15 protein-coding genes, 1 tRNA gene and 1 pseudogene are annotated in these 17,782 nt (G+C 55.0%); 6 read left to right on the top strand and 11 right to left on the bottom strand.

The window, feature by feature from the left end; translation table 11 throughout:
* Positions 1-140 precede the first annotated feature (140 nt).
* Positions 141-217, top strand: a tRNA-Arg gene (locus tag ABIN98_RS01430).
* Between the two features lie 112 nt (positions 218-329).
* On the opposite strand, the gene ABIN98_RS01425 is transcribed toward ABIN98_RS01430, so the two are convergent.
* Positions 330-605 carry a hypothetical protein gene (locus ABIN98_RS01425; protein WP_346906748.1) on the bottom strand — a complete coding sequence of 92 codons (276 nt, stop codon included), beginning with the start codon at positions 603-605 and terminating at the stop codon, positions 330-332.
* A 427-nt stretch (positions 606-1,032) separates the two neighbouring features.
* Here ABIN98_RS01425 and ABIN98_RS01420 point away from each other — a divergent pair, with 427 nt between their 5' ends.
* Together ABIN98_RS01420 and ABIN98_RS01415 are read left to right on the top strand one after the other, a co-directional pair.
* Positions 1,033-2,592, top strand: coding sequence for a hypothetical protein (locus tag ABIN98_RS01420; protein WP_346906746.1), 1,560 nt, complete (start codon positions 1,033-1,035; stop codon positions 2,590-2,592).
* An 852-nt stretch (positions 2,593-3,444) separates the two neighbouring features.
* Complete coding sequence (locus tag ABIN98_RS01415) at positions 3,445-4,050, top strand: recombinase family protein (RefSeq protein ID WP_346906745.1); 606 nt, start codon at positions 3,445-3,447, stop codon at positions 4,048-4,050.
* Between the two features lie 503 nt (positions 4,051-4,553).
* Here ABIN98_RS01415 and ABIN98_RS01410 read toward each other — a convergent pair.
* From ABIN98_RS01410 to ABIN98_RS01380, 7 genes and pseudogenes are all read right to left on the bottom strand, one after another.
* Positions 4,554-5,687 (bottom strand): AAA family ATPase, encoded by a 1,134-nt coding sequence (locus tag ABIN98_RS01410; protein WP_346906743.1) that lies wholly within the window; start codon positions 5,685-5,687, stop codon positions 4,554-4,556.
* Complete coding sequence (locus tag ABIN98_RS01405) at positions 5,677-6,621, bottom strand: CHC2 zinc finger domain-containing protein (protein ID WP_346906741.1); 945 nt, start codon at positions 6,619-6,621, stop codon at positions 5,677-5,679. Before ABIN98_RS01405 ends, ABIN98_RS01410 begins: the two co-directional genes overlap by 11 nt.
* Positions 6,622-6,625: 4 nt before the next feature.
* On the bottom strand, positions 6,626-7,399 hold the full coding sequence (locus ABIN98_RS01400) for a hypothetical protein (RefSeq protein ID WP_346906740.1): 774 nt from the start codon (positions 7,397-7,399) through the stop codon (positions 6,626-6,628).
* On the bottom strand, positions 7,396-7,650 hold the full coding sequence (locus ABIN98_RS01395; protein ID WP_346906738.1) for a helix-turn-helix domain-containing protein: 255 nt from the start codon (positions 7,648-7,650) through the stop codon (positions 7,396-7,398). Before ABIN98_RS01395 ends, ABIN98_RS01400 begins: the two co-directional genes overlap by 4 nt.
* A 92-nt stretch (positions 7,651-7,742) precedes the next feature.
* Positions 7,743-8,426, bottom strand: a complete 684-nt coding sequence (locus tag ABIN98_RS01390) for a hypothetical protein (protein ID WP_346906736.1) — start codon at positions 8,424-8,426, stop codon at positions 7,743-7,745.
* Positions 8,427-8,522: 96 nt separating this feature from the next.
* On the bottom strand, positions 8,523-9,794 hold the full coding sequence (locus tag ABIN98_RS01385; protein ID WP_346906734.1) for a tyrosine-type recombinase/integrase: 1,272 nt from the start codon (positions 9,792-9,794) through the stop codon (positions 8,523-8,525).
* Positions 9,795-10,082: 288 nt separating this feature from the next.
* Positions 10,083-10,283 (bottom strand): annotated as a pseudogene (locus ABIN98_RS01380) (IS481 family transposase); the annotation flags it as partial.
* Between the two features lie 730 nt (positions 10,284-11,013).
* On the opposite strand from ABIN98_RS01380, the gene ABIN98_RS01375 reads away from it, so the two are divergent.
* The 3 genes from ABIN98_RS01375 to ABIN98_RS01365 all read left to right on the top strand — a co-directional run bounded on the left by ABIN98_RS01375 (position 11,014) and on the right by ABIN98_RS01365 (position 14,009).
* On the top strand, positions 11,014-12,051 hold the full coding sequence (locus tag ABIN98_RS01375) for a TRAP transporter substrate-binding protein (RefSeq protein WP_346906730.1): 1,038 nt from the start codon (positions 11,014-11,016) through the stop codon (positions 12,049-12,051).
* 249 nt (positions 12,052-12,300) lie between these two features.
* Positions 12,301-12,726, top strand: coding sequence for a TRAP transporter small permease (locus ABIN98_RS01370; RefSeq protein WP_346906728.1), 426 nt, complete (start codon positions 12,301-12,303; stop codon positions 12,724-12,726).
* Positions 12,723-14,009, top strand: a complete 1,287-nt coding sequence (locus ABIN98_RS01365; protein ID WP_346906726.1) for a TRAP transporter large permease — start codon at positions 12,723-12,725, stop codon at positions 14,007-14,009. The genes ABIN98_RS01370 and ABIN98_RS01365 overlap by 4 nt, the downstream gene beginning before the upstream one ends.
* An 84-nt stretch (positions 14,010-14,093) precedes the next feature.
* Here the strand turns inward: ABIN98_RS01365 and ABIN98_RS01360 are convergent, their stop codons facing one another.
* The 3 genes from ABIN98_RS01360 to ABIN98_RS01350 are packed head-to-tail and all read right to left on the bottom strand — an operon-like array spanning position 14,094 to position 17,730.
* Complete coding sequence (locus ABIN98_RS01360) at positions 14,094-16,148, bottom strand: 3-hydroxyacyl-CoA dehydrogenase NAD-binding domain-containing protein (RefSeq protein WP_346906724.1); 2,055 nt, start codon at positions 16,146-16,148, stop codon at positions 14,094-14,096.
* Positions 16,149-16,168: 20 nt separating this feature from the next.
* Positions 16,169-17,332, bottom strand: a complete 1,164-nt coding sequence (locus ABIN98_RS01355; protein ID WP_346906722.1) for a thiolase — start codon at positions 17,330-17,332, stop codon at positions 16,169-16,171.
* Positions 17,329-17,730 (bottom strand): Zn-ribbon domain-containing OB-fold protein, encoded by a 402-nt coding sequence (locus tag ABIN98_RS01350; protein ID WP_346906721.1) that lies wholly within the window; start codon positions 17,728-17,730, stop codon positions 17,329-17,331. Before ABIN98_RS01350 ends, ABIN98_RS01355 begins: the two co-directional genes overlap by 4 nt.
* Positions 17,731-17,782 lie beyond the last annotated feature (52 nt).

The following is a 17,782-nucleotide window of genomic DNA, read 5'->3' as shown; positions in this document are numbered from 1 at the left end:
ATTCCAAATCGGACGGCATTAGGAGTAGCGCCCTGTTCGGGAGCGCACTCCACGCGGCCCGCACATGACCCAGCCAGGTCAGGCACGACAGACTGCGCGGCACGCCCGCAAGACCGTCCCCGCCCGATCGCAGGCCTTAAGCACCGGTAGCTCAGCTGGATAGAGCACCAGACTACGAATCTGGGGGTCGGGGGTTCGAATCCTCCCCGGTGCGCCATTATCACATTGAAATAGCTGGTGAAAATCGATTGCGGAAAGCGCGCCGAAGCTCGCTATTCCGCCGTATCGGCACCGTGTCGGCACGGTGCAATTCTTTGTGAATTCCACATTTAGGTATTCGATGTGTCCTTAGTCATCAGTTCGTACTGGTAAGCCTTTTCCTCCAGGTCACTGATATGGCTTTGCACTGCCCGTAGCCGACGACTTTGTTGGCGTGCTAGCTCGATTATGGCATAAGCGTTTTCGTCCCACTTTTCTTTGTCGGTGTTTTCCAAAAAACAGCCGATCATTTCCAACACAACGGCTGTGGTTTCCGTTGCGGTAAGAATCTCATTAAATTGGCCGTGATCGGCTTCGGCAAAGCAATTTGGATGATGTGCTGTCATGACGTTTCCCTCTCAAGGTAACGAATGACCACCATGATTGGTGGCCAGGCGATGACGGGTTGACAGACCGGCTAGAGGACCGGCAGAGCAAAGCTCTCCCATCACGCCCGACCATAAAAAACGCGCATGCGGAAAGCCGCTGCGCTTCGGGTGCGCCTCTAGTTCAACCGGCTGTCAATCCAGGCTCCACATTTGGGTGGAACAATAGGAATGCTGCTACCAACTCCTGCACCTGTCAAGAAAACGGCTCCGGCATTTTTCCAAGCCAGTTATCACACTGCCAATTGTTGTTTCATTGCAGTAGCGAGGAAAATCTACCAACGAGTGACAACGTGGGAAGACCAAAGCTCCAATTAGCGGATTTGACCAGGGTGCATTAAATGGAATAGTTGCAAGTTCATTTTTTATCTTCGGCAGGTGGAAATAGATGGAAGGCCAATCGAAAGACACCGAAAAAGGAAAGGGACTTTCCAAAAAAGGTCGAAAAACGAAAGAAAGTAAAAATCAAGCATCAATTGCTATTAGAAGGCTTTGGTGGAAAATACATGCGAGATTACCTAATATTATTCCCTCGCCTTTTCCGGATGATAGAGAGTATGTAATCGAGAGAGATGAAAAAGAAAATATTGAAACTAGGGTCTCGCCTAATGAGCAATTAGAACTAGCTTGCATGTGGGGCGCAGAGGTATACGGCCCTTCGGAGATCGAATCTCTTTACTGCGGTTTACAAAATCTAAATTGGGACAAGGATCGCTGGCGAAGCAAAGATCGCGCGGTCATTGACTGGATACGTGAGCAACGTAGTTATGGAGCTGAGGGGTCATATAGCATTGGGGTGGTAAGCCGGCCCGGTGATGCGAATTGGATCAGCTACGATCATCAAGGCCCCTTACCAATTGGCGTCGAGTATTTGATCGTGAAGATCTACCAAATTTCGCCGTCCCTAACATGTGTGTTGATCGCGTTCGTCTTCGATGAAGAAGCCGCAAGGCAATATGAAAAGGCGATTAACACCGACAGAAGAACAACAAACAAGCGCATTAAGGGGATGCGAGGTTATAGCATCCTAGGTGTCGAACAGTTAAAGCGGGCTGCGGTAGACGATCTTCAAATTCACTATCGTGAGAGCATCGTGAACTGGTTTGAAAAAAACCTGCCAGGCTTTTTCTGTAACTCAACAAATGGAAATCGACTTCCCACGGCAGAGTTGATCACCACAAAATGCGAGAAGTTGTTCTCGGAGATAGAAGAGCGAAAGAAAGAGACTAACAGGTGGCGCGAGTTATTTTCACTCGGCACTAATCCTTACGTTTGGGCTTGCCGGACAAATCCGGAATTACGTTTTGTCGAAAAACGCTCGGCAGACGACATGCGATTTCATGTTATTGCGTCAATTCCTACCGAAGCGCTTAGCGAAAATGACCTCGAACATTGTGGGGGGAAATGCAGGGCCGCATATATTTCATATTGTAATAGCCACTTGTCGGGCGTCCTTAGCAGATTTGCCGCTCTTTCATTGCTCAGAGAAACGCGCAGGGAATTAAGTTTACAACGTGAAAACTTGAAAGCTTCGGAGAGTGTTAGAAATAATGCTCTTAAAATATTGCGAGACGCAGAAGGTTTTTTTGGAAGAGCTGGCAGCGTTCCAATAATTGCAGATGAGCTAGCCATTCTTTCAAATAGTTCTCACTCATTTAGATTTTATTGTTCCGAGTTTCTTGAGTTATATCTATTCGGAGGAGATTTGCAGCGTAGAAAATATAAACTTAGTTATAGCTTTAAGCGATTAATTTCTAATAACACGAAAAAATTAATAGTAGAAGAAAGAGCGACTAGGGATATTTTCATTCAGCTATCCAATGCAATGAGTACGCGAGAAAGTATTCGTACTCAAGTGAGAATGGAAAGATTTACGAAAGTCGCAATAGCGATCGGAATGTTTTCAGCTCTCGTCGCTTTGGCTGCACTGCTTCGCCCTGGTAGCTAGTGGAACCCTTTTGAATATTGTAAACGACCGCTTTTGAGAATTCGGCAGTGTCCCAGATTGAAAAATAGCAGGCGGGTTTCCCTGCCTGCTATTTCGTCGTGGCGGAACTGTAATCCCATCCACGCTCGTCAGTGGCCGACCTATTGCCGATTCCACCCCTCGCTCATTGCGAAGTTCGTTTACTTTGAGATGGTGTCTGGATGCCGCTTTTTGTAGTGCCTGCGAAGTCCAGACTTGGGAGGTCGACCAGCGGAGTACGGGCAGCAAATTCAGCCCGAATCGCGAAGCATTTCTGTCGTATTTAGGCACCAATTCGAACCTTAATCCATAGCCGCACCAATTTTCCAAATAAGTTGGACGGTGGTTTCGTGCACGCGCCAAAGACGCCCACTGGCATGTGTTTCCGACCTAGCAACCTCTTCGTCAAAAACACTCGTGTGTGTGAGGCGGGATACCCAGGGAGGGGGTGTCTGTTCCAATTTTTAAAGGCTGCGATTTAGGATTCTGTGCCGCCAAGAAGAGGCACCCCCTCTCGAACATCGACACGCCAAATGTTTTCCTGGTCAAAGCCCGCTGGGATCAAAACACGTCGGCAACGGACCGCCATTTGAATGTGGTCCTTCGGCCGGGGCGCGGCGTCTGGATCGCGGTTGGCATTGCGGCAAAGTAGCCTTCGCCAGCGGGAACGGATGGTCTGTTACGACGGTGTTCAAAAAACCCTCCCGGAAATTGCTAGGTTGAACGCTTGTTTTTCCGAGACTTTTTCGCTCAGTTTCAACTGTTCAAATAACACTTGTTTTTTGAACAAATAGTTATATCGTCTGTCCGTCGATTTCATCAGGAGGATGGACCATGCGCCGTGCCGCTCTGTATCTTCGCGTCTCGACTGACCAGCAAACCACCGACAACCAGGAACGCGAACTTCGCGAGATAGCCGAGCGCTCCGGCTGGGAGGTTGTTGAAGTCTATAAAGACCATGGAATTAGCGGAGCGAAGGGACGTGATAAACGGCCAGCCTTCGACGCTCTCTGCAAGGATTCCTCACGTCGTCGCTTCGATATCGTCATGGCCTGGTCGGTCGACAGGTTGGGTCGGTCACTTCAAGACCTGATCGGCTTTCTCTCCGAATTGCATGCTTTGGGTATCGACCTGTTTTTACATCAGCAGGGCATCGACACCACGACGCCAGCAGGCAAGGCGATGTTCCAGATGATGGGCGTATTCGCGGAGTTTGAGAGGGCAATGATCCGGGACAGAGTGAATTCGGGCCTAGCACGTGCGCGGGCCGAAGGAAAAACCCTCGGTCGCCCGAAGCTGGACGAACGCTCTACAAACGCAATCCGGTCAGCTCTTGCGAACGGAGACAGCATTCGCAAGGTTGCGACGGCCTACAAGGTAAGCGTCGGAACGGTCCACCGTATCAAGGCCGAAATCACCGAAGCGGGTCAATCTGCATAGCGGTCGCAAAATCCGAAACGACATCGCCAGGAGGCTAGAATTTTATTCTCAGTCTGGACTGTAACCAATGAATGCCGGAGATCGAAAGGAGCCATGCACAAATCGCAAGTCTATGAAATCATTATAGAAAAGCAAGGTGTGTGTGCCTATTAGATCCCCTTTATTGTATTCCTTTCGTCCTATTTTTCCGGACCCTAATCACCGCTAAAGTATTGAAAGTAAATACACATATTTACTTTGCCGCTTCAAATTTCCCCCCATCCTTCCACGTTTGCCAGGTGCGGAAGGTTTCCACCCCCTCCCCCTATAGGGGGAGGGGGTGGAATACCACCGTACGACCGCGCAAGACATGCCCCGGAACCACCCAAGCGCAGGTGGCTGTTTTTGAGGCACGCGCACGATTTCCCAATTCGCTCATAAATGACCGCTGGCAAGCGTTTTGAGGTCGCGATAGGGGAAGGGTGGGCAAGGGGGCTGTATCGCGCTCCACGGCGAGCGCAGAGTCAAATGCCGGGAATGTCGGGGGCAGTTTCACGCAGGTACGAGCGACGGCGCGACGCGGGACCTTCCTCGACGCTCTCAATGCGGCTGTCGCGCATCAGCCGTTTCATTGCCGCTTCCAGCTCGGAAATCTCAAAGCCATTTCCTGAATTCGTCATATCGCGAATTGCTTTCGGAGCATAATTCGCCTGCCCCTTATGGATATTGCAACGGAAGTTGGATTTCGTCAGCTCTGATAGTCCCGCAAGAAAGGCACGGTTTACGGCGTCGATCCGATCCGCTGGACTGTTGAATGTTTGCGCCTCACTTGTTCCGTCGCTCTCGAAAGCGCCGCTCTCCCAACGCAGATCGACGCGATCACCAGTACGCGCATAGTTGGCTTTCAAGCGGCTCAGAATTCGCCTGTCCGGATCTTCCGGGTCACCGTTCTTTTCTTCCGGCCGGGAGAGGTAAAGGCGAGACCTAACCGAATTGCTCCATGCAGTAGAGCCGCCATCACCAGAACCACTGCTTTTACCGGTCTGAGAGGGATGGGCCAGGAGCACCACCGCACCATTGATCTCGATAGCAAGGCGATTGAGCATGGAAATAAACTGTCTCACCTGAGGCCGGATGTTCTCATTCCCGCCAAATGTGTCCGCAGCGGTATCTATAACGACAAGGCGCGCGCCGATGCTTTTCGCAGCCGTCACGATCTGCTGAAACAATGGGGTAGGTTCGCCCCTGCCTTCACCGCTGAATGTCATCAGGAGGTTTTCATCGCCAACACGGGAAACCCAATGCATGTTTCCAAGGCTTCGGAAATCCAAATTGAGCTTTGAATTTATTCGATCCTGTCGCCTGTGAAGCTCGGTTTCATCATCTTCGCAGAACACTCCGAACACCGGGCATTCAAGAACGTCGTACCCCAGAAACGGCAAGCCGGTTGCGCAGGCGGTCATGAGCTGTTGAGACATCAGTGATTTACCGGTTCCGCCGTCACCATAAAACGCAGTGGTCGAGTTCATGGGGATCCAGTCCGGCCAAAGCCATTCGCGGTCCGGAACGTCTTTGCCATGAAGCGAAATCGGGTTGACGATGCGCAGGGCGGCGAATGCGAAATCATCACCCGCCTGTATCGGTGGGTTATGTTGCATTCCGGATAGCCCTTAATTCGTCGTTGAAATCCTCCCCGATTTCGGGAAACCGAACGACCACTTTCCGGCCTTGGGATCGGAATGCATATCTCGCTTTTGCTGCCGCATCTTCGCCGGCTCTTCCTCTATCGGCGAAGACGACAACGCGCCCCACCGAATTCGGTAACTCGACGCGGGCGAGGTTCGAACCAAGCACACACCAGACCGGTACGCTGAAAAGCTCCATTGCGGAGAGACCGGTTTCGACACCTTCGGCAATACCCAAGATTGTTTCGGCTGATGCCAGACGAACCACCCCTTGACCGACGGGGCCAAGGCTCCGTTTCGGTGCGGAGAATGCTGCCTTTCCACTACCGTCGAGCCTGAGAAACGTGCGCTGTATCGCAACGAGTTTCCCATGGGAGTTGGTTACGCCGGTAATCATTGCAGGGCACCGCTCGGAATGTCGTGGATCCGGCATGAGGCCTGGATGAAAACGAAGGCAATTTGGCAGCGCATCAATTCCAATTTGGCGGGCATGCCGCAAATACCGCTCACCAATGGTGCCAGGCAACGGCTGGCTTTCCCTCCAGATTGTCCGTGCTTCCTTCTGTTTTTGAAGTGCACTTTCATCGATGGAAGGTGATGGAATCTCCGTGTGGCGAACAAAGTTCGTTGTCAGCTCGCCAGCTTCATTACGGAGGCGGTCGCGGGCCTCATTGAAATTGAGACCCTCAGCCTTTTGCCACCAATCAAGAATGTCGCCGTGTACATGACATCCAAAGCAATGGAAGAAACCTTTGGCGTCATTGACCGTGAAACTCGGCGTTTTTTCCTGATGAAAGGGGCAGCAGCCAGTCCATTCCGGACCCTGCCTGGTGAGTTTGACCTTCAGCCTGATGTGGTCTGAAAGGCGCACTCGTGCCTTGAGTTCGTGCAGATTGTCGCCAGCCATGGTTTCATGACTTTCGGTTGGTTGGCGTTTTAGGTCTCCGGGAACGGGTAGGAGACGAGCCGTCGGATGGCGGGATATCAGAGGGAAGTGAACGTCCCGGATAGATACCGTGTTTCCCGAGCAGGTTCAGAGTTTCACTATGCCGCCTGATAAATTCCCCTTCAGATGAGATGGTCGAATCTCCCTCCATCGGTGGATACGGGTTGTTCCACCGCAGCTCACCTTCGCTTAGGGTCGCATTATTCAGAAAAATTTCCCCATTGTGGGCGAAGTCCCTTGCAGGGAAAAAAAGCTTCTGAGGCTTTCCGCAAATCCGATGTGCATTGAACGCCAACCGTTCAATTTCTGAGATCGCTGACCAATAGAGCTGCCGCCGATCTTCAGCGGCGGAATGGAGGATGTGTTCGGTTTGGATGAATGCTCTCGCAGGCGAGGGGAATTCGACTATCACACCATCACAATCGACAGGGATCATATGTTGATTGCTAGGTACACCAAGTCGCGCGATCGTGGCGTGCTTGAAGATCTCCAGAGGATCGATACCAGCCCGGCGAAACGGCTCAAGAAAATTAGCCACCAAGAGCTGAACAACCCTTACCTGTCCGCCCGAGACTAAAAAGTCGTGAGCGTGCCGCAGGCCATCTTTCGCCTCACTCAAATAAGCATCTTCTATGGTGCCCTTTGGCAGGTGGTGGAGCCCACTGCCAAGTGTTAGAAGCATGATGCGAAGGGCAAATCTCGATATTTCTGATGGCTTGTAGTTTTTATCGGAGGTCACTGTTGATCCTCCGAGTTTGAAGATTTGAAATCAGAATACCGGTATTGCGATGTCGATTTCCTTCTGCGTGCCGCAAGCCAGCGATCCAGATCCTTGAGATCGTAGACAACGCGTCTTGGCCCTAGCTTAAGGAAGTCGGGACCACTCCCCGTCAGGCGCATTTTGTTTAAAGTTGAAGCCGCAAGTCTTAGGTAGTCGGCCGCTTCGTGTGTCGTCAGCAAATTGGAGGCGGCGTCAGGTTTCGTAGTCATGGCATCCCTCATCAAATGTGGTGAGGGATTGGTCTACGAACCACTCTCATTTTTCAGCCGGTTTTAGCCGGTTTTAGAATTTGACAATGATTTCAGATAGCTGGTCTTTTTTTGCAAACAGCCTCATGGATGGCATAGGCCTTATCTACGATACGTAAGCAAGTATCGTGATTATGCGGGACGGTCAGACTATGTTCTTGAGCAAGCTCGCGGACACATCTCTGAGCCTCGGCCTTTGACGCAAAATGCCGGCCGTGTTCGAGCATTTCAGTAAGGAGTAGGGAAACCAAAGCTTGGTTTTCCGGGTCTTGCTGACGCGGTGGCTCTCGTCTTGGTTTGCTGGATTCTGGGGATGCACTAGCATCGTCTTCTCGAGGCCGGACCTCGAGAGGAAATCCGTAGTGCTTCATATACATTTGCTTGAGAAACTGTTCGGATTGCTGAAGGCTGACTTTCACACCAGGTCGCTTGAGAAAATCCTCTAGTGTCTCATGTAGGTTGGCGGATGTTTGCCTAGGTTTCTCAAAGTCCAGCCCTGACCAACCGCTTTCGGCTAAGCTGGACATTCGTTGTTGGTTGTGAATTCTCCGTTGCGTCAACATCGAAAGGTTGAAAGCAACCGGATCCGGGTCTTCAGGTCGAGTGATCTGGATGTGGCCTTCATGAATGCCAGTAAAGGTTATCCCGTGGACTTCGTGAGAAGCCGCAGCACATCTTGATTCTAGGCTGGAAATTACATCATCAAAGCTCAGATAGTTCTTGTCTCCATGAAGCATTTCACGCCCCTCGTCAGCGTCGAATCGATCTGGGTTGACACATCATAGTCATTTACACGCTCAGTCAGATACGGACTGCGTTTAATGAAATGAAAATCAGGCTTCTTTGGCTTTCTGCCGCACAACTTTCCCTTCAAGCGCAGCGGCAAGTTTGCCCCCGATCTTTTCCGAAGCCCGCCGAACTGGATCATTTTCAAGATGCGCGTATCGTTCGGTCGTGCTGCTTTGCGAATGGCCTAGAAGCTTCCCGACAATCGGTAATCCCATTCCGGCATTGACGCCGAAACTCGCATGAGTGTGTCGCAGGTCATGGAGGCGGGCACTGCTTACTCCCGCTCTTCGCAAGACCGCAGCCCAAGGCTTTTTGAGATCGTGGCGCGGTTTGTCGGGCAACCGACCAGCAATTACATAATTTCCGGCTTTCGGCAGTGCTGCCAACACCTGTCTGGCCGCTGCATTTATGACGATTGTTTTCTTGCCTGTCTTGCTGTCGGGCAGGTGGAGTAGCCCGCGCTCCAGGTCGACACTTTTCCATTCCAACGCCAAAATCTCGCCACGTCGCGCGCCGGTCAACAGTAGGAGCCGGATTGCAGCCGCAGCGTACCGATCCAATATGGTGAACCTGTTTTCTGGTTTTGAGACATGCTTGCTGTTGGCTTTTGTTTCATCCACTACCCATGGAATACCAGTGGTTTCGCCTTCGCGAATGGCTTCGCCGATGCGTCGAATTTCATCGCTGGTCAGAAACCGTTCCATATGGTTTTCAGGGAACTTTTCGATTTTGCGAGTTGGGTTAAAACCGTCGGGAACCAGCTCTTTGATAGAGGCGAAGCCAAGCATGCTGGAAAGCGTGGACAGCATTCTATTCGCGATGCCCGGTGTCTTTTGGCCGATTTTCGAATGAAGAGCCGATACCTGTCTGCGCGTTAATTGATCGAGTTTCACCGACCCGATCTCCGGCACGATAAGCCTTTCGATGTGATCTCGATAAGTTGCTCCCGTTGAGGCTTTGAGTTTCACGTCAACATGATCTCTCAGGAAGGTTTCGGCGAACTGCGCGACCGTCGGCATTTTGCGCGCTTCTGACTTTTCAGACGCCGGATCGCCTCCAAGAAGGACAGAAGCTAGAATTTCACGGGCTTTGCGACGGGCTTCGTCAGGTGTAAGTGTGCCGGTGCTGCCGAGTGTCATGCGTTTGGTGGCGACATTCCGGCCACCGCCTGGCCGATATTCGACGACCCAAGCCTTGTAGCCCGAAGGCGTAACCCGGACACCAAAGCCCTTGAGGTCACTATCGTAGTGAACGACTGTTTTGGCAGAGGGGCATAGAGCATCAATGGTGCGCTTGGTGAGCTTACAGACAGGCATAGCGATAAATCACCTATGTAGGAGTCGGGCCAATCGAATTCCTGTCATGTATCGGCACTATGTCGGCACCAAAAATGGAAATCACAGGACAGTTAACGAATCCCATTGCTCCATAAATTTTTATAAATCAATAGCTTGTCACACTTGCGGACACTTGGGGAAACATAATGAATACTAAAAAATTGGACTACGAATCTGGGGGTCGGGGGTTCGAATCCTCCCCGGTGCGCCATTTCCCCAATTGTCCGACCCGGAGACATAGGTAACAGTTTGTACCGGAGACATGGGTTACAACCTCGTGCCGAACGGGTTGTCGATTGTCTGTAGTGTTCTCTGCTCCAGGTCGATGTATCCCAGATCATAGCTCATGAAGCTGATGAGCCAAATCCCATCGTTCATCTCCTTGATGCTGAGCTTCTGACCGGCGGGCGCGGTAGAGATGTTGATCTTCTTGCGGTGCATGCAGATCTGCCCGCATGCGGTCACCAGCGATCCACCGCCTGCGCTATTAGAGGTGGCTGTCGGCATGATTGGGGAATCCGATACCCTTGCGGCGGGTAAGGTGGAGGTGGACGATCTCAACGGCTCGACTTCACGGGCCTTGAACTCGTCCAATGCTCGGGCGGTTCCGAAAGCCTTCGCGTGTGCCGGGCCGCGATCTGGCTCCAGCTTGCGCCGGATCTCTTGAGTTCCGCGAAAAATTTGAAATGTGAGGCGGCCACTTCTGTACTCGCGCCCTTTGGCTGTCTTTAATTGTAGCCCTTCCTTTCTGCGGTTCTGCTCGTGACACCTTCTTTCCAGGGGGCATGGATCGAGCTCATGCAATAAGACTTTTAGATCGATCCCCGGCGGAAACGGCTACCGGCCAACAAGACAGTTTGTTTTGTTTGTTTTCCACACGGCTTAGTCCGGCAGGCCGAAACAACCCCCGGTTTGGATAACTGCATATTGAATTTTAACAGGTGTGGTTTGTGCGGAAGGTCGTAAATTGAACACCCTTTCCATCTTGTTGAATTATAAGCGGAATTTTTCCTTCCTAACGCGAAAATTCAATCTGTCGAACTTCGGTTTAAGGGCTTTGAAATTGCAAAAAGGCGCTGCCAAACAAGAAAGCTGTCGACATAAAAATAAAATTGAAATAGATTTTCAAAAATAAGAAATGGGCAGCGAGAGGAGTCGTGAGCCCGTTGTTTAATGATGGAAAGGGAGGTTTCATCGAATGAAGAAGTTGAAAGCTGGTGTTCTGGGTTTGGCTTTGGCCGCAATGACAATGGCGGGTGCCGCGACAGCGGAACCGATCGTCATCAAGGTCGGACATTCCTCGGAGGCCGATACAGTATTGCCGGGCGCTGGCCGTACCGCCGGTGTCAATGCATTCAAGCACTACATTGAAAGCCAGTCTCATGGCGAAATCGTTGTAGAAGTCTATCCCAATGGTGAACTCGGCAATGGCCGCGCCATTGTCGAGCAGGCGCAGCTTGGCGTCATTCAGGTGGCCGGTGCCTACACGTCGATCATGGTGCCGTTCGCACCCGAGATCGCGATCACACAGATCCCTTATGTCTTCGACAGCAACCTGACTGCCTGGAAAGTGATGGAAGGACCCGTCGGTCAGGAATTGGCCGATGCGTTCCTGAAGAACACCGGCCTGCGCGTGCTCGGCTGGGCCGATGGCGCGGGCTTCCGTAACATCTACGCCGAAAAGCCGGTTCACAGCCCGAAAGACCTGGAAGGCATGACCATGCGCGTGCCGGAAAACCCGGGCCTGTTGGCAATGTTTCGCGCATGGGGCAGCAAGACGGTCACGATCACCTGGAGCGAACTCTACACCGCTCTGCAGTCGGGCATGGCTGAAGGTCACGACACCGAGCTTTATTCGATGTACTCGAAAAAGCTCTACGAGGTGAACCCGTATGTGACGGTCACGCGTCACAGCTATAACCTTCATCCGCTGATGATCAACGAGAAATTCTTCCAGTCGTTGTCACTTGAGCATCAGAACATCGTTCTTCAGGCTGCGGATCTCTACACCCGTGTCGGCAATGCTCACTCCTATCTCAGCTCCCTCGTCGTTAAGGAAGCCATGGAGAAGGAGGGCGCCGAATTTTACTATCCGACAGCGGAAGAAATGGAGCAGTTCCGCGCTCTGGGACAGCAGCCGTATATCGACACCATCGTTCGCAAGATTGGTGAAAACGGTCAGGCCTGGGTCGACAAGATCCTTGCAGCCGCTGAAGCTGCCCGTGAAGGCTCCTGATTTAAGTCGATTACCTGGGCGGCCAGACTATGGCCGCCCTTTTTGTTTTCTGTCAGGTTGGCGAATAAGGGCCTTTGTCGGCTCCATGCCGGTTATAAACCGCCATGGGGAGGCTGCGTGCCTGCATCGTCACAGGATTACTTGGATCGCTCTACATGAAACGGGGTCGCGGAGCTCTACCAGCTCTTTCTCGATTACCTCGAACGGGGCACACTCCTCGTTGCGATGATCCTGGCCGCCGCGTTGTTCTTGATCAACGCTACGGGGATCCTAGCCGAACAGGTCACGGGAAATTCCCTGGTCTGGGTGGAAGAAGTCAGCAATCTCCTGTTCGCCTGGGTGGTGTTTCTGGGGGCCGGAGCGATCGCCCGTCGCGGCGGTCATATCGGGGTGGACTTTTTTCACGAATTCTTCGGGCCGAAACTGATGGCTGCCCTGCGCGTTTTGTTTGCGGCGCTCACGCTGATCGTCGTCTGGGTGATGGTCTACTACGGTTACAAGATGGCGGTCTTCGTCGGACGCTCTCAGACCTCGCTCTATCTCGATATCAGCCTTTACTACTTTTACCTCTCGGTCCCCGCAGGTGGCGTCATTCTCGGACTGAACGCCATAGGTGCCGCTCTGCCGGGTGCCCCAGACCAGGAAAAACTGAAGATTGAGGAGGCGGAGCTATGATTGGCATCGTTGTTGGCAGTTTCATCCCGATGCTCCTGATCGGGGTGCCGATCGCACTCTGCCTCGTGTTGATGACGATTTTCGCCTTCATCGAGGTGGGAAATCCGCTGCTCTTCCTGCAGATCCCGCAGCGCATGTTCACCAGCACGGAGAACCTGCTGCTTCTGGCTATACCCTTCTTCATCATGGCCGGCGAGATCATGAACCGGGCCAAGATTACCGACCGGCTCATGAATCTTTCCGGGGCGCTGGTCGGCTGGATTCGCGGCGGGCTTGCCCATACCAATATCATCGCCAGCATGTTCTTTGCGGGCATTACCGGTTCGGCGGTCTCGGACACAGTGGCGGTCGGCGGGATCATGATCCCCGCGATGAAGGAAAACGGCTACGATGAGGAATACAGCGCCGCCGTCACCGCATCGAGCTCGGTGATCGGCCCGATCATCCCGCCCTCAATTCCGATGCTGCTCTACGCGTCGGTCATGCATGTTTCGATCGCGGGCCTGTTTCTGGGCGGTCTGATCCCGGGGATCCTTGTGGCGCTCTTTCTGATGGGAACCGCCTATCTGGTCGCGGTCAGGAAGGGGATCGGCGAACGCAAGCCGTTCGTGGGTGTTGTCAATCTCTTCGTCATTATCCTGCGCAGCATTCCGGCACTGCTTCTGCCGGCGATCATCATGGGCGGTATTCTGGGCGGTTTCTTCAGTCCGACCCAGGCATCCGCAGTCGCCGTCATGTACGGATTGCTGATGGGGGTGGTCTTCTACCGGTCGCTTGGTTGGGACGATATCGTTCATATCCTGAAGCACACGGTCACGGCGACCGCCATGATCATGTTCCTGCTTGCCTGCGCCAAGTGCTTCAGCTGGCTGGTGAGTTATTACAATCTGGTCGAGCACGTGACGCTGGTTTTCCTGCATCTGACCGAGAACAAGTATGTCTTTCTGCTGCTGGTCAACATCCTGTTCCTGGCGCTCGGCATGTTCCTCGACATGGGGTTTGCCATCATCGTGCTGGGGCCGCTGATCGCGCCGATCGCCTATCAGTACGGTGTGGATCCGATCCACTTCGGCCTGATCACATGCGTCAACTTGACGATTGGCCTGGCGACACCGCCATTTGGACTGGTGCTGTTTGCGGCCTGCGGGGTCTCGAACGTCAAATTGGCGCGCCTCAGTGTGGCGATCATGCCTTTTCTTGCAGCCGAACTCCTGGTCCTGATGCTGATCACCTACGTGCCTTTCATCACGATGTACTTCCCGCGCCTGTTCGGCTTCGCCTGACGCGGGAGAGCAACCAAACAAAAAAGCGGCCGCCCATGCATGGGGCGGCCGCTTTTCGTTTCGAAGCCTGTCTTCAGTGCCGTGTCAGGCGGAGGCGGATTTCGCCTCTTCCAGCAGAAGGGCAGAGGGTTTCCAGTGCGGGCCGATTTCTTCGTAATAGCGGCTCACGTCGGCGGCGACCCTGGCAAGGCCTGTCTCCCGGGCGTAGAACATCGGGCCGCCCCGGGTCCGGGGCCAGCCGTAACCGTTGACGAAGATGACATCGAGGTCGCTGGTACGCTGGGCGATGCCCTCCTCGACGATCTGATATCCGGTGTTCACGAGTTGCCAGAGGCACCGGTGCAGGATCTCCTCGTCCGACACGGGGCGGCGGGTGATGCCTTTCTCGCGCGAGACGTCCTCGATCAGCTTTTCCACCTCCGGGTCCGGAGAACCGCGGCGGGCGCCTTCCGGATAGAGATACCAGCCACGACCCGTCTTCTGACCGTATCTTCCCGCTTCTGCCAAGCGGTCGGCGGTGGTGAAGGGGTAGGGGGTCTGGGATCCGCGCGCCTGACGGATGCGGTAGCCGACGTCGAGACCGGCAAGATCCATTACCGACAGCGGTCCCATGGCCAGGCCCCAATCGGTGAACACCTTGTCGACCTGCCAGGGCAGTGCGCCTTCCTCGATCAGGATCTGGGCTTCGCGGTTGAAGTTGATGAATATGCGGTTGCCCGCAAAGCCGTCACAGACACCGACCAGCACAGGGATCTTGCCGATGTGCTGGCCAAGGGCCATCGCGGTGGCAATCACGTCCTTTCCGGTCTCGTCCGCACGCACCACTTCCAGAAGCTTCATGATATGCGCGGGCGAGAAGAAATGCAGGCCGATGACGTCCTGCGGCCGGTCGGTCGCCGCGGCGATCTTGTTGATATCCAGCGTCGATGTGTTGGTGGCCAGGATCGCGCCCGGCTTGCAGACCGCGTCCAGCCTGGCAAACACGTCGCGCTTCACATCCATTGCCTCGAACACCGCCTCGACGACAATATCCGCACGGGCCACGGCCGCGAGATCGACGGCGCCGGTGACGAGCCGGATCCGCTCTTCGGCGTCTTCCGCCGAAATGCGTCCCCTGTCACGCATCGTCTCGTAGGTCTGGCGGACACGGGCCAGGCCCTGGTCCAGCCGGTCCTGTTCCTGTTCGATCACGCAGACGGGAATCCCCGCATTGGCGAAACACATGGCAATGCCGGTTCCCATGGTGCCGGCCCCGATGATACCTGCGTTTTCCATTGGCCGAAGCGGCGTATTCGCAGGCACATCCTCGATCTTTCGGGCCGACCGCTCGGCAAAGAAAATGTGTCGCTGCGCACGCGCCTGCGATGAGGCGTTGAGTTCCTGAAAAGTTTCGCGTTCCCAGGCGAGCGCCTCGTCGATCGGTTCCGAATAGGACATGCGTACCGCATCAATGCCTTTCAGCACGGCCAGGGCACAGCGTGAACGACGCAGGTGGGGCTCTGCCGCGATATCCAGTTCGTCCGGCGCGCCCGGAACGCTGAGGTCGCGAATGCGGCGGCGGGGCATGCCCGCTTCTACGGCTTCCGTTATCCCGACAAGCGCTTCTTCTTCATCGGCGACGATGGCTTCCGCGATGCCGAGCTCAAGCGCCGTCGAGGCATCGATGGGCGTGCCGGTCAGGATGATGTCCAGCGCCTTCGGCCCGCCGATCAGGCGCGGCAGTTTCTGCGTGCCGCCGGCGCCCGGAATATTGCCGAGGTTGATTTCGGGAAAGGCGAGCTTCGCGCCCGGCAGCAGGTAGATGTAATCGCAGCCGAGCGACAGTTCGAAGCCGCCGCCATAGGCAATGCCGTTGATGACGACGACGACCGGCTTGGTGCCTTCTTCAAGCTGGGCGATCAGGTCCGTCAGGTAGGGCTTCTTGCGGCCGGTGTCGAATTCCGTGATATCGGCACCGGCAGAGAAGAACCTGCCATTGCCGGTAAGCACCGTGGCCTTGATCTCCGGATCCGCCTCGAAGGCGCGGTGCGCCTCGGAAATGGCGCTGCGCAAGGCAAACCCCAGCGCATTAACAGGCGGGCGTTGCATGCGGATAATCCCGAGCGGACCGCGGGTTTCCGTATCGATGAGGTGTTCCATGATGTCTTGTGTTCCTGCGGTCAAAGCGTTGTCTCGGCGCCGAGGATGGCCGTTGCCTGATGCGACAGCGTGATGCCGTTGCCATGACAAAGCACGGTCTCGACGTTGTCGACCTGACGATCGCCGGCCTCGCCGCGCAACTGACGGGTGGCCTCGATCAGGGTGAAGACGCCGTACATTCCCGGATGGCAGAAGGACAACCCGCCGCCATTGGTGTTGACCGGCAGCGCGCCGCCGGGCGCGATACGTCCGCCGGAGACGAAGGCGCCGCCTTCCCCTTTCGGGCAGAAGCCGAGATCTTCCAGAAACAGGATCACGTTGATGGTGAAGGCGTCGTAGAGCTGCAGGATGTCCATGTCCGAGGGTTTCATGCCGGCCATGGCATAGGCCCGCGCGCCGGAATCCTTCGCAGCCGTGCTGGTAAGGTCAGGCATTTCGGATACGGCGCGGTTATAGGAGGCCGTGCCGCCGCCGAGGAAATAGGCGGGCGTCTTTTTGAGGTCGCGTGCCCGGTCGGCGCGGGTCATCACGACGGCGCCGGCGCCGTCGGTCAGGAGACAGCAGTCCCGGACGGTCAAAGGGTCCATGACCATGCGCGCACCGAGAACATCCTCGATGGACAGAGGCCCGCGTTCAAAGGCTTCCGGGTTTTTCTGCGCCCACAGACGCGCGGAGACGGCCACTTCGGCCAGTTGCTCGCGCGTGGTGCCGAATTGCGTCATGTGCCTTGCGGCGGACATGGCGTATGCGGTCATCGGATAGCGCGGTTTGTGGGGGACTTCGTAGGTCGGCTGTTCGGTCGCCGGGACCATCCGGCCCGCTCCCGAACGCATGGTGGCGCCGTAGCAGATCAGGGCCACGTCGCAGAGCCCGGCCTGCAGCGCCAGGGTCGCGGCCATCGCATGGGCCACGAAGCTGGAGCCGCCGGTGTTGGTGCCATCGATCCAGCGCGGCTGAAGGCCCAGATATTCGATGGTCGAGATAACCGGAAAAGTATGGCTCATGTTGGCGCAGAAGATGCCGTCCACGTCGGACAGCTTCAGGCCCGCGTCGTCCAGCGCCTCACGCACGGCGAGCCCCTGAATATCCATGGCGTTGAAGCCCGGGGCTTCGCCGAGACCGGCGGTACCGACGCCGACAATCGCCGCGCCTCCGCGCAGGGAAGATCCGTTCGGAGTGCTCATCGGGCATCCTCCTCGGGATCGAAGACAACGGCACGGGCTCCGTCCTCACCCTCGGTCCGTGCGCGGACACGCATGCCGATGCGGATATCTTCGGGCGCCGTATCCGGCAGGTGGCTCATCAATCTCGGGCCTTCGTCGAGGTCGACGAGGACGATGGCGTGGTTCTGCTTTTCCGGTTCGCCAGGTTTGGAGCGTTTGTGCAGCACGGTCAGCGTGTGGATGGTGCCGCGTCCCGAAGCAGGGCGCCACTGAAGCGAGAGCGAGGAGCAATGCGGGCAGAGAATGCGCGGCATGAACACCGCCTCACCGCAGTCGTCGCAGTATTGAAGCCAGAGACGTCCGTCGGCGACGTGCTCCTGAAAAGCCTGATCGGGCCCGGCTTGGGGTAAGCTGGCCATGTTTCCTCCCTTTCGTATGCCGGCCTGGTATGGCGGCCGTAGCGATTCGTCT

This window comes from uncultured Roseibium sp. (genome assembly GCF_963675095.2).
Taxonomy (GTDB): Bacteria; Pseudomonadota; Alphaproteobacteria; order Rhizobiales; family Stappiaceae; genus Roseibium.
Note: the sequence above shows the minus strand (reverse complement) of the source record. Positions and strands in the feature narration are given on the sequence as shown.